Raw genomic sequence first — 13,080 nt, 5'->3', positions numbered from 1 at the left:
TACGATTATAGAGGAGTAGAGTCTGCCCGACCATGAACGATTTCCGGAATCAATATGGACGATTTCCAGAAAAGAGACGATGGACATCCTCGATCAAGCGCTCATGAGCTAGCGGAGAGTAATCAAGCCATGGGTTTGATAAGATTTCATAGACTTGGCCCAAGCGAACTGCTCTAATTTCCTGCCATTCTGCCGTCAGCTGTAGGTGTTTCCAGTAATCTAGCGTCTCCGTCTCAGGGCATGCAAGTACTAATATGCGATCTGGATCATACTGAGCTAACTTTTGTAAGGTTATTTCTTCATCGACCCCTTCTTCAAGCAATGGGTGCGCAGGAACCATCTGTAAATCACCATAAAATACCTGAGTCATGCTTGAATTGCTGTATACATATATGGTTTGTTTCAAAATACGGATAATGAGAAAAGTATCGTTGTTTATTGTTCCTCTTATTTTCTCTCTGATCCTTTTTAGTTTGCGGTCATATGCCTTGAGCCACATGTCTGCATCCTGAGGTACTTGTAATAGCTCTGCTGTGTGTCGGAATCGTACTCTCCAATCAGTATCAGTCCATGAGACATAGCTCACTGATCCCACTTGTTCCAGCTTTGCTTTCTCTTTTGTTTCTAGCTGATCTATGCTGATAATAAAGTCCGGTTTGATTTGTTCCAATACCTCAATATTACTTTCCCAATTTTGATCCACTCGGTACGCACTTAAATGAATAGGTATTTCATTACGATACTTCTGATAGTACGTGGACGACCATTTTGGATGAAGTGGGGCCGCATAAGGAATCACGTGTAACGCCAGCACATAGCCAAGTAGCCTATGACTGTATACCGCTACTTTTTTCTGACATCGCTTCATGTATGCAGTGGGTGAGACACCTACTTCCTGTTTAAATTTGCGACTGAAGTAAAATTCATCATTATAACCAACCTGATGAGCAACATCCTTTAAGCGAATTTGCGAACGACTCATAAATTGCTTTGCCTGATTCATTCGTACCTGTGTCAAATAATCAATAGCACTTATCCCATACGTCTTTTTAAACAACTCACCAAAATATTTGGGACTTATCTCCGCAATTTTAGCCATATCCTCTAGACTAAGACTCTTGTTGTAATGCGTCTCCATATAAGTTTTAGCTTTGGCAACAGCAGTTTTAGAATCCTCGCAACGAACATATTTATTATTCATAAGCGTATGGATAAGCTGTAAAAAGGAGATTTGGCCCAAAAAGGGCTCCGTTGATTTCAGGCTATGCCATTGCTTATCGATCGTTTGGCACATCATAGTAAGATGGGAAGTGCTATGTAGGATTTCCCCGCCTACCCCAAAAGGACCCTTATCACGCACAGATTTCAAACGTAACATCTGTTTTCCTGATTCTTGGTACACGTGAAAATAAATGACGTAAAAATGGGCTTCTTCCTCTGAAGTCAATTCCATTCCAAGTGTTTGGAATGGTGTACATACATAAACCCCATCCTTTTTTAGTAGATGAATTTGCTCGCCAATGAGGACATGGCCTTGACCTTTGATGGCCACAATCAAGACATAAGAGGTAGTCAGCTGATGGATCAGTGGTACTGGCTTATAATAACTTCCCTTTAGCAGCTCAATATCTCGTAATTTAAATTGGTATTGATCTAATCTTGTATCCAACTCGTCAGGATACTGATATTGTTGCTGTCGTTGATCTGACATATATGTCGCCACTTTCTATGTTCCGTCATAATCAGCTTATTGATAAGCATTATCAATATCTTAGCACTATTTGCAGTATAGCAAAGCAAGCTGTATATTTGAAACCAATTGACCTACGTAATCGTCTGATAACATAGATAGAAAATTTTACAATTTTTTCAAAAAATAAAATAGACGGAGTGGTTACCATCAAACGTTCAGGATACCTTGTGCTTAACTCGGTGTTAGCCGTTGGATTATTGACTGGCTGTGGAAATACTGGTTCTACAAGCACACAGCCCCCTCAAGGAGAGGCCTCCTCTCAGACTACAGCTCCACAGAAGGATCAACAAAATGCTGATCAAGATGCAATTAAAAAAATGCAGGAAGTCACCTTGCAAGCAAAGGAACCCGTTGAATTAATCACCTACTTGGATAAGACCATCAAAAATGTAAAAAGTGAAACAGCCGATCAACTACTCGTCATTCTGGATGAGTATTATGCCACTCACCTGATCGAACTTAATGAAAGCTTTAGCAAGTTATTAGCAGAGAATAGTAATGCTCAAAAGCTGTATGAGATTGGCTTCCCTATGGATGTTACGAAAATAAAAGATGAGCCTCTAAAGAAATACATGCAGGATAAATTTGCTGGTAAGTTAGCCTTGTCAGATCATCAAGGAGATTTGTATTGGAAAGTAGATTATGAAGCCTTACGTGGTGAATACTCCAGCTACCTTACCGATGATATGAAGGCTTACATGGAGCTACAGAGGGATGAATCTAATAAACCAATTTCTAGTGATGGTAGTCTAATGATTACGCGTCAAGAGCTGGGGGAACGTATCGTAAAAGTGGAGAAATACCTAACCACATATGATAAAGGAATAAAGAAAACGGATGTTAGGAATTTATACCAAACCTATCTACAAGAATATCTCAGCAACTATCGCTACGAAGCTATTGATGAAAAAACAATGAAACTATTGCCAGAGGTAAAAAAAGCTTACGAACAATTTACCAAGGATCATAGCGGCACTAAGACTGCGGGCATCGTAACTGAATATCTACAAACTGTAAACAAAAACAAAGATGTGATTTACGAGCATGGGAAAGCAGGAGAGAGCATCATCGGTGATGCCAAACCAGACATTTCTATGTTCTGGGGAGAATTGCAACATAAGGTTGAGCAATTGTTCGGGAAATAACTAACAGGCTGAAGGACTCTTACAGTAATTGCCGACTGAAAGCCCACGGTTTTAATCGTGGGATGAAAGACGGCTTTGCCAGAACATCCCTTCATGGGATGGGCGGGGCAAACACCTAGCACATGTGCGTGTACTTTTCTTTTCGTTTAATTGTTGTAGTTGTACAATTAAACTGATACAACTACAACAGTATCTCTCATTAACTATCATTTTGTTTTCTGCCCTCGTTATCGAAGAAAAGTGTTAGTAAAACAAGTGGAAATTCGATTCAAGGAGCTATTGGCTGAAATATGCCATCAGAATAACTGGCTTATTGTGGAAATGGAAGTTATGCCCGATCATGTCCATCTGTTCCTGAACTGTCTTCCCACCGATTCTCCATCAGACGTAATGGCAAAAGTGAAGGGAGTGACCTCTCGAATAGTAAGGCAGGAGTTTAAGCATCTTGCTCATTTGCCTAGTCTGTGGACACGTTCTTTTTTCGTTAGTACAGCAGGAAACGTATCAAGCGAAACAGTAAAGCGTTATGTTGAAGAACAAAAGAAAAGGGGGTGAACACATGCAAGCTTTAACCGTTAAGATACGCATATTTCCTGATCAACCAGCCATTCTACGTCAATTAGGAAATGAGTACATTCGGGTAGTCAATCAACTAACCAAACGGGCTGAACAACGAGGGGCATTTCCGAAAATGACTACAAAAGATGTAGAAACAATTCTTCCGTCTGCCGTTTGTAATCAAGCGATTCGTGATGCCAAAATTGTTTTCAGTAAAATCAAGAAACTTGGTGTTCGTCCAATTCTTAAAAAATCTGTATATTTCGTTAACAATCAAAACTACACGGTATCCGAAAATACAGTTGCTTTCCCTATCGTTGTAGATAAAAAGACGAAGAAAACAGCGTTTCGTGCTACAGCGACTAGCAGAGATATGGAACTGTTAAGAAAAGCCAAACTTGGATTGATGCGCATCGTCGAAAAGTCAGGGAAATGGTACGCTCAAATTTCGGTAGAAGTACCTACAAGCGTAACAAACAACGAAAACATCATGGGTATTGATCTTGGTTTGAAAGTTCCTGCTGTTTCTGTAACTTCTATAGGTAGAACCCGATTCTTTGGAAACGGCAGACAAAACAAGTACATACGAAGAAAGCACCAACAACGTAGACGTACATTAGGTAAACTCAAAAAATTGTCTGCCATTCGTAAGCTAGGTAATAAAGAGCAACGTTGGATGAAAGATCAAAACCATAAGATTAGTCGGCAAATTGTAGATACAGCCATTCAGGAAGGTGTGTCAATAATCAAGCTTGAACGACTAGAGAATATTCGCAAGACGGCAAGAACAAGCCGCAAAAACGCAAAGAATCTGCATAGTTGGACTTTTTATCAGCTTCAACAATTCATCTCCTACAAAGCAAACCTTGTCGGCATAAAGGTTGTGGAGGTAAATCCTGCCTACACTTCTCAATCTTGTCCTGCCTGTGCGGAGAAGAACAAAGTGAAAGATAGAAGGTACGAATGTTCATGCGGATTCAACGCTCATCGTGATCGGGTTGGAGCGATCAATATCATGAATCAACCTGTGGCAGATGGTAACAGTCTGTCAGCCTAAGATGCTATATGCACTGTCTTAGGACGGGCTGATGAGACAGCCCTGAACTTGGGGGAACTACGGTTAGCAGAAATGCACGACCGTCTACCACCCAAGAATCCCAATAATACCGAAGGTGTCAGCTTGCGGCTTTAGCCGTGGGAGTCTCAACCCTCTATCCTAATTTGACTGCTTCTACAAAATTGGTGTAATACGTTGCCCCACCACCTAAATCTGTTAACGCTTCTGAGGTTGTCACATTAACATTCTTTTTCCACAGATTAATAGGAGTAATTAACACACCGACTCCCACTTTTTCGCTGATTTTAGCTGGGAGGACTATCTCTCCACGATCGTTATATACCTTCACCTGATCTCCCTCTTCGATCCCTCGTGAAAGTGCATCTTGGGGATTCATATAGAGGACCGGTTCTTTTTCTCGCTTCTTTAATGTCTCTACATTGCCAAAGCTGGAATTTAAGAAATGCTTTGATTTCACCGTCAAAAAATGTAGCGGATATTGCCCAGGATTTTCTTCTTTTTGCTCAAGCGGTGTGTAGTTAACCAATGGCTCCAAGCCTAGCTCTTTCATTTGTGGGGCAAGCGCCTCGATCTTCTTGCTTGGGGTCAGGAAGCCTTGCTGAAAAGGAAAGAAGTGTTCTCCTTCAAACGATATTTTCTGATATTTCTTCTCTTTCAACGTCTCATACGTAATTCCTTTCAGAAACGGGTGGGGAGAATTCAAAGCCTGCCTAATCAAATCCTCATCACTATCCCTAAAGCAGTCTTCCGTATATCCCATCGCCTTGGCTAACAAACGAAATGTCTCCGTATTTGGTTTAGCTTCCCCCAAAGGCTCAATAGAAGGTTCATTTACCTGTACATACAAATGCCAGTAGGACGTATGAATATCTACATGCTCCAAGGTTGTTGTAGCAGGCAATATAATATCAGCATAGCGACAAGTTTCTGTCATATGCTGCTCATGGACAATGGTAAACAAATCTTCTCGCATTAATCCTTCCGTAACCTTGTTAGCGTCAGGGGTAACTAAAGCTGGATTACTGTTGTAGACATAAAGGGCTTTTACTGGTTTTTCGCGTTGCAACAAGGCAGAGCCTAATTGTGCACAGTTTATTTCTCGAGGATTTCCCTCATAAACATCGGGCCGATACAGATTCTCATAATTAATTCCTACATCCATATTTGCGAGTAAAAAACCGCCGCCTAGCTCTTTCCAAGCTCCTGTTAAGGCTGGAAGTACCGCCAACGTACGAATGATTTCTCCCCCAGTTGTATGGCGTTGTGGACCGAATCCACAGCGAATAAGGGAAGCCTTAGTGGTCGCATATAATTGTGTAAACTCGATTATTTCTTGCTCCGTTAGCCCAGTAATATCGGCAACATGTGCTGGAGTATATGGTTTTACTCGCTCTTTTAGTTCTTCAAAGCCTTGTAGATAGTTGGTAATGTAGGCATGGTCCAGCTGATCATTATTGATTAATAAATGCATCATGCCCAATGCAAGAGCGCTATCTGTACCCGGTCTAATTTGCAGATGAATATCAGCTTTTTCCGCCGTTTCATGCTTATAAGGATCAATGACCACCAATACTGCACCATTCTTTCTTGCCTCTTCCATAATCGGGAACTGATGGACGTTAGTATGAATGGTATTGGTACCCCAGGCGATAATCAAGCGTGAGTGTACCATGTCTTCTGGATCAACACCGAGTCGTGTTCCGTATACAGAGTGTAGAGCTGCTGATGCTGCTGATGCACATAAAGTACGGGCCAGACGAGAAGCACCCATTTTCCCAAAAAAGCGCCGATCCATACTGCCGTAGTTTATCAGCCCCATGGTACCAGCATAGCTATAAGGTAATACAGCTTCAGGTCCATATTGACGTATAGTCTCCTTGAAGGCATCTGTAATTTGTTGAATTGCTTCCTCCCACGAGATTTGTTCAAATGCTCCTTCCCCTTTTTTACCGATTCTCTTCATTGGATACAAGATTCGCTCTGGGTGATAAACCCGCTCCAAATAATTATTTACCTTGATGCACAGAAAGCCCTTGGTTACAGGGTGTTCTTTGTTACCGCGAATTTTCACAGCCTTTCCAGCTTCATCTACGGTCACTGTCATACTACAGGTGTCCCAACAATCATGGGGGCAAACATTGATGTGCTCTTTTGTCATCGTTTCTCATTCCCTTACTTGATCGTAATCAATTAACCGTCATTGATCTTGGAGATGAAGCAGAATTTGAGCAAATCTTCTGGAATCTCCTTCAATCCAAAACCCCTCTCTTTGCAACAGACAAGGATGATCTAAGTTTTCTTTATACAAGAATATCAGGTTTTGGATAAGCTTGTGCAGTTAGATATTCCGTTAAAAGAAATTATTGCGCTGGTAGTAGGTTTACTATTCACATCTAGTAAGCTGTCCCCTGCGCGGTGTGACGCCATATGACACTGAAAAGATCATGTCTGACTATTTGTAGCATATGTATCTAACTGCTATAGTCACAGTACCGTCATTTGACACATACGATATATTGATGTAATTTGTAATTCGTAGACTATATATTGTGCGTAAATCACATTTACGGAAGCATTTTCCCTTTTTAAAAATTGGGGGAAATGCTTCTTACATTTTAATCGGATTATTACCACTTTATTCCATATCGTCGTATTTCTTTACTCAAATATCAGGCTTTTACAATTACAGGAGGCTTTTTTTCATGCTTATAATGAAACGCGATGGTCGTCAGGAAATTTTTCAGGTAGAAAAGATTAACACAGCAATTACCCAAGCATGCTTGGCTGTAACAGGAACTGCAAATTCGGCACTTTGTGAAGAGATTGCCCTTTGGATTCAAGAGCAGCTTGAACAGCAACTACTTACCTCGGAGCAAAAACAAAATAACAAAGTGAAGCCACTTTTCACACAAACAGTCCATGAGTTACTTATCGCACATTTATGTGAAAAATATCACAATGACATCGCTCATTCTTTTACTTCTTACCGTCAACAACGGGATCGCAATCGCCTAAAACAAAGCGAACTATACAACATTAGTGAAGCCGTAATCGGTCTACAGGATATGGATTTACTCCGAGAAAACGCCAATGTGAACGGAGAATCATTCAGCGGAAAAATGAGTAAAATGGGCTCCGAATACGCCAAATGGCATGTGAAACAATATGTTCTACCTACCGAGCTACGTGAAGCCATCGATCAACATTATGTTTATGTCCATGATTTGGATCAGTATGCAATTGGAACAACCAACTGTATTTTCATTCCTTTTGATCGCCTACTAGCAGATGGATTTAATACAGGAAACGGATCAGTTCGCACCCCACAGAGTATTATGACTGCAATGGCTCTGGTTGCAATTATCTTTCAATCTCAGCAAAACAGCCAATTCGGTGGTGTTTCCGCTAACAAAATTGACTGGGACCTCGCTCCATATGTCCGAAAATCCTTCGTCAAACATGTTAAAAAGGGAATTCATTATTTTAACGAAGGTTTCGATCTTACTTTGTCCGACTTAAATGATGACCAGCTTTATATGGATAACGAAAAACTAAAGCAGGATTTTCCACAGAGCTATGCCTATGCCTTAGAAGAAACAGTATCAGAAACCCATCAGGCAGCTGAATCTCTCATCCACAATCTGAATACGATGAGCAGCCGAGCCGGGGGACAAATTCCTTTTACTTCCCTTAATTATGGCATGTGTACCTCTACGGAAGGACGCTTGGTCTCGCATGCGCTATTGAATGCAACAATTAAAGGATTAGGAAATGGCGAAACACCGATCTTCCCACAGCATATCTTTCAATGCAAAACAGGGGTTAATCAGGCAGAGAGCGATCCGAACTATGACCTGTTCCAAAAAGCGATTGAATGCTCCAGCAAGCGTCTCTACCCTAATTTTGTCAATGTAGATGCTACCTTCAATCTCATTTACTATCGTGAGGATGATCCTAATACTATTATCGCTACGATGGGATGCCGGACAAGATCTATCTCAGACCGTTTTGGACGAAATTATAGTAGCGGAAAGGGAAATCTCTCGTTTAACACGATCAATCTTGTAAAATTGGGGATTGAATACGGCATTTGTCGAGAACAACGCGATCAAGCAAACATAGCTGGCTTTTACAAAGCGCTACAAACTTATATGGATACAGCTATCAATGGGTTAATTCACCGCTTTGGTATTCAAGCCAAACAACCAGCGAAAGCATCGGATTTCATGATGCGCGAAGGTGTCTGGGAGGGCGGTAAAGATTTACATCCTGATCAAGAGGTAGCTGAGTTAATTAAACACGGTAGCCTTGCTGTAGGTTTTATTGGATTAGCAGAATGTATGTATGCCCTTTATGGAAAACACCACGGGGAAGATACTGAGGTATACAAACGCGCTCTCTCTGTTATTTCATTCATGCGACAATACTGCGATGATATGAGCGAAAAACACAACTTGAACATTACTTTATTCGCTACTCCTGCTGAAGGCTTGTCAGGTAAATTTACGAAAGCTGATCAAAAAACACATGGTAAGCTCACAGGAATTACGGATCGTGAATACTATACCAATTCCTTTCACATTCCAGTCTACTATTCCCTACCAGCTTTCCAAAAAATTAAGCTAGAAGCACCTTTCCATGAGCTATGCAACGCGGGGGCCATTACCTATATTGAGCTAGATGGAAATGCCAGACAAAATACGGTAGCTTTTCAGCAGATTGTTCAGCACGCATTAAAAAGCAACGTAGGATATTTCTCCATTAATCATCCACTGGATCGCTGTCCACATTGTGGCTTTGAAGGGATTATCGGCATGAGTTGTCCAAGTTGTGGGAGCGATGAGAATTCTGTTCATTTTCAACGACTGCGCCGTGTGACTGGCTACATTACAGGCGATTATACAGAACGTTTTAACTCTGCAAAACAAGCTGAGGTGCTGGATCGGGTGAAACACCAGTGAATCAACTCATGCATATCTGCGACTATCGAAGCGAAAGCATCAATGAAGGCATTGGATTGCGAGCAGTCGTTTTTGTGAGCGGCTGCCGTCATGCTTGCCCAGGTTGCTTTAATCCTGAATCGTGGGACTTCAACTACGGTCAAGCTTTTACGCCTTCACGCCAACAAGAAGTGATTCAGGAGATTTCAACTAATCCATTATTACATGGCATGACCCTCTGTGGAGGAGATCCTTTTTTCTCAGCAGATGCTTGTATCTCCTTTGTCACCAGCTTTCGCAACGCTTGTCCAGATAAGACAGTCTGGGCCTACACTGGATTTACTTTTGAAGCGTTGCTCCATCAAGACAAACACCGTCAGCTATTAGAGCTATGTGATGTCATCATTGATGGAAAATTTAAAAGCGAAGAAAAGGATACCTCCTTGCGCTTTCGTGGTAGTCGTAATCAGCGGATCATTGATGTGAAAAAAAGTCTTTCATTAGGTGCTGCTATAGAATGGGCGTAAATAGAAATAAATAAACCTGTACCTTTTACCTCCTCGGTATTATCCTGATATAAAGTTATTGTAATAATCTACCAAGGAGGCAATTAGTTATGGCTACACATACAATCCGCCCTGAACGATCGACTCTGCATGGTTCTTACAGCAGAGAATCTGCCCCTATTCTGACAATCCATTCTGGTGATACTGTTCGATTTGAGACGCTTGATGCAGATTGGAACGCTGGTCCTGAACAGGTAGACGGTAGAAGAATAGAGTTTTGTACTCGTGAACATCCCCAAGATAGTGGGCATGCCCTCATTGGCCCCTTATACATTTCCGAAGCCAAGGCTGGTCAAAGCTTGGCCATACATATTAATGAATTACGCGTAGGTACATGGGGCTGGAGTGGAGGTGGTGGATTTACTAGTGACGTAAACAATCGTTTAGGGATGCATGAAGGAAGACAGTATGGTTTAGTCTGGAAACTGGATGCGACTAGCATGATAGGAACTAGCGATAGAGGACATAAAATTCGCCTTCACCCATTTATGGGGGTGTTGGGTATGCCCCCAGATGAACCAGGTATTCATTCCACTACTCCTCCTCGCTACTGTGGCGGTAACATAGATTGCAAAGAGCTAGTGCCCGGAAGCACCTTATATTTACCTATTCCTGTTGATGGTGGGCTTTTTTCCGTAGGGGACGGACATGCAGCCCAAGGTGATGGGGAAGTATCTGGCCTTGCAATAGAGTGCCCTATGGAGTTGGTTGACCTGACTCTTACAGTGGTAGATCAAGTACTTTCTTACCCAAGAGCACAAACACCGTCTAGTAAAATCACTTTTGGTTTCCATAAAGATTTACATGAAGCCTCCATGATTGCACTGGAGGGCATGATTGATTGGATGCAGGAGCTATACGGCTATGAGCGAAAAGAAGCCTTAAATCTAGCCAGCCTCGTCGTCGATTTGCGCATCACTCAGTTGGTGAACGATGTTGTAGGTGTACACGCGGTGTTAGAGAACGATAGATTAGTTGATACAAAATAATAAGTCGAAATGATTACAAACTAGATAGAATCACTTCTGCCTATGAAAAAAAGGGTGCCTACTTTAATTGTCTGCGCCCTTTTTACCTAACTCACCGTTAGACTTTAGAAATAATTCTTCATTAACTCATTCATCCACAGTGGTATACGAACATTTTCTCTTGAATCAAACTCACTAATGTATGGTTTGATGTCTAAGACAAACGTCTTATCGTTTGCATCTATGTATGAAATCATCTCCCCCCAGCCTTCATATACTTTGTCAGTCACTGAAGACGTAACTTGTCCAATAGGTATTATGTTGATCTGACTCAAAGTTATCACTCCTTCTATTCCTTGAAATGGAAAGCTTCGATGTAGGTGACCGCCCCTTCACTATTCTTCTTGATCCTACTTCCTAATACTTGTTTCTCTCAATAAGATTTGTCATTTCATCCACTGTATTTTGAGACAAATAGTTATTCACTTGCTGTAAAAGTAGTTGTAGCACATTCCACTTTTCTTTAGATAAGGAGATATAAAATATAGTACCGTATCCTCTAATCCAAGTTATTACATACCGCTCTGCCTGCACTCTAACTTCTTCCTTTGAAACTATACAAGCACGTAATAAATAAAAAATACTGTCTCGCTTTCCCACTAGCTTGAACAAATTTAAAATATTTTTCTGTACATGTATACGATCATCTTCTTGATAAATGTCCCAAAGTCTTTCAGCATGAGAGACTGTAACCAATTGCGAAAGAGCTTGTCTTGCTTCACGGGATACACCACGTTTATCAGCTTGCAGAGACGTAATAAACACTTCCTCATAATTGTCTGCATCAAGGTTGGACAATGCCTTAACAGCAGCACTACTAATTCGGGCTTTTTCATGATTTATAAATGCCAATATCCAAGAAGCATCCGTTTTTGAACCCGTTTCACCTAATCCTGTAATCGCTACCTGTATCACTTGCTGTTCTGAATGGCTCAATTTTTCTCTGTAGTATGCTGCATAATCGATTGGTTTCTCTCTTAGATAATATCTCGCTGTCTCCCGAATCGTTTTATTTCTATCTAGAAGTGCCTTTATCAACTCTTCAGGAGCCTGTTCTGGGAAAATGTCGACAATCATCTTAAGCGCACATTGCCTTACAGGTGGAGAAACATCTGTTCTGGCACATTTTAGCCAGTTCATCAATTCGTTTTTAGACAAATTAGTAGACACTTGCTGAAGCGTATAAAGACGAATAAACATATCCTTTTGAGCAAAAGCCTGGCTACAAATATCATTATGATTCATATCTGGAAGGTTACATGCCATCAGAAAACAAAAACGTCGGACATCAAGATCATAGGAATGAAAACCGCTCACAAGCTCAGTTCGACAATCATCCATTTTCAACAAACGATAAATCTCTTCTACTAAATCGGTAAATTTTTCACGATTATAGTATATTTCTAAATGTTTAACTAACGAAATAGACAACAGAAAGTTTCTAGCAAATTTAGTCTGTATTCTTTGTTTCAAAGCTTTGAATGCTAGGAAACGAATGGTAGGAATAAAATCATTTAAACGTAGGAGAAGAAACGGAATTTCTAGTCCAGAAAACTGGCTACCTAACTTTTTGACAGCAGCTTCTCTAACGTATCCATTTGAATGAAATGTACATACACCAATAAATGTAACACTCTGCTCACTTTCCAATAAGACAGAGGTAACATCGGTTGGCTGTAGTTCATACCATGGTTTGAAAATAGGGCTATAATTATATAAATTTATTCTACGTACATGTTGATCTAGACTAATCATTTTTCTATAGGAGTGCCTTTTCATTATTATATGTATCGTTTCTATTGCACTCTCTTTTCTTGCAACAGCTAGAGGCAATAGATGAAGAAGAGTGACCATGCTACCGGATTTAGCTAGGTAAGAGAAGATTTCTTGCTCCATATCATTCGATTTATCTAATAACGCAAAATTAGAAGTAGGTTTATATAGTTCATGTAATAGACGCTCTTCATCTCTTGATAATCCTTTCATGGCGTACTCCTTTTTTCTCATAATGT

At 40.7% G+C, this 13,080-nt stretch carries 10 protein-coding genes and 1 pseudogene; 7 read left to right on the top strand and 4 right to left on the bottom strand.

Annotation, left to right across the window (positions count from 1 at the left end; all coding sequences use genetic code 11):
• Positions 1 to 49 precede the first annotated feature (49 nt).
• Positions 50 to 1,711: an AraC family transcriptional regulator gene (locus tag EEL30_07770; GenBank protein QDX92260.1), complete on the bottom strand. Its 1,662-nt coding sequence runs from the start codon at positions 1,709 to 1,711 to the stop codon at positions 50 to 52.
• Positions 1,712 to 1,899: 188 nt separating this feature from the next.
• Here EEL30_07770 and EEL30_07765 point away from each other — a divergent pair, with 188 nt between their 5' ends.
• The 3 genes from EEL30_07765 (at position 1,900) to EEL30_07755 (ending at position 4,513) form a co-directional block, all read left to right on the top strand.
• The gene (locus EEL30_07765; GenBank protein ID QDX95701.1) at positions 1,900 to 2,898 is read left to right on the top strand and encodes a hypothetical protein; all 999 of its coding nucleotides are present in this window, start codon (positions 1,900 to 1,902) and stop codon (positions 2,896 to 2,898) included.
• Positions 2,899 to 3,096: 198 nt separating this feature from the next.
• Positions 3,097 to 3,453 (top strand): IS200/IS605 family transposase, encoded by a 357-nt coding sequence (tnpA, locus tag EEL30_07760; GenBank protein ID QDX92259.1) that lies wholly within the window; start codon positions 3,097 to 3,099, stop codon positions 3,451 to 3,453.
• Between the two features lie 4 nt (positions 3,454 to 3,457).
• Positions 3,458 to 4,513: a transposase gene (locus tag EEL30_07755; protein ID QDX92258.1), complete on the top strand. Its 1,056-nt coding sequence runs from the start codon at positions 3,458 to 3,460 to the stop codon at positions 4,511 to 4,513.
• 154 nt (positions 4,514 to 4,667) lie between these two features.
• On the opposite strand, the gene EEL30_07750 is transcribed toward EEL30_07755, so the two are convergent.
• Entirely contained in the window at positions 4,668 to 6,692 is a 2,025-nt protein-coding gene (locus EEL30_07750; protein ID QDX92257.1) for a molybdopterin oxidoreductase family protein, read from the bottom strand.
• Positions 6,693 to 6,700: 8 nt separating this feature from the next.
• Here EEL30_07750 and EEL30_07745 point away from each other — a divergent pair.
• The 4 genes and pseudogenes from EEL30_07745 to EEL30_07730 all read left to right on the top strand — a co-directional run bounded on the left by EEL30_07745 (position 6,701) and on the right by EEL30_07730 (position 11,029).
• A pseudogene (locus tag EEL30_07745) lies at positions 6,701 to 6,944 on the top strand (cytoplasmic protein).
• A 292-nt stretch (positions 6,945 to 7,236) separates the two neighbouring features.
• Positions 7,237 to 9,495 carry an anaerobic ribonucleoside triphosphate reductase gene (locus tag EEL30_07740; protein ID QDX92256.1) on the top strand — a complete coding sequence of 753 codons (2,259 nt, stop codon included), beginning with the start codon at positions 7,237 to 7,239 and terminating at the stop codon, positions 9,493 to 9,495.
• Positions 9,496 to 9,503: 8 nt separating this feature from the next.
• On the top strand, positions 9,504 to 10,001 hold the full coding sequence (nrdG, locus tag EEL30_07735) for an anaerobic ribonucleoside-triphosphate reductase activating protein (protein QDX95700.1): 498 nt from the start codon (positions 9,504 to 9,506) through the stop codon (positions 9,999 to 10,001).
• A gap of 89 nt (positions 10,002 to 10,090) precedes the next feature.
• Positions 10,091 to 11,029 (top strand): acetamidase, encoded by a 939-nt coding sequence (locus EEL30_07730; protein QDX92255.1) that lies wholly within the window; start codon positions 10,091 to 10,093, stop codon positions 11,027 to 11,029.
• 104 nt (positions 11,030 to 11,133) lie between these two features.
• Here EEL30_07730 and EEL30_07725 read toward each other — a convergent pair whose 3' ends face one another.
• Together EEL30_07725 and EEL30_07720 are read right to left on the bottom strand one after the other, a co-directional pair.
• On the bottom strand, positions 11,134 to 11,343 hold the full coding sequence (locus tag EEL30_07725; GenBank protein QDX92254.1) for a hypothetical protein: 210 nt from the start codon (positions 11,341 to 11,343) through the stop codon (positions 11,134 to 11,136).
• A gap of 82 nt (positions 11,344 to 11,425) precedes the next feature.
• Entirely contained in the window at positions 11,426 to 13,054 is a 1,629-nt protein-coding gene (locus EEL30_07720) for a HEAT repeat domain-containing protein (protein QDX92253.1), read from the bottom strand.
• Positions 13,055 to 13,080 lie beyond the last annotated feature (26 nt).

Origin of the sequence: Brevibacillus laterosporus, assembly GCA_007833815.1 — a bacterium.
GTDB lineage: Bacteria > Bacillota > Bacilli > Brevibacillales > Brevibacillaceae > Brevibacillus_B > Brevibacillus_B laterosporus_D.
This window is presented reverse-complemented; position numbering and strand designations above follow the sequence as displayed.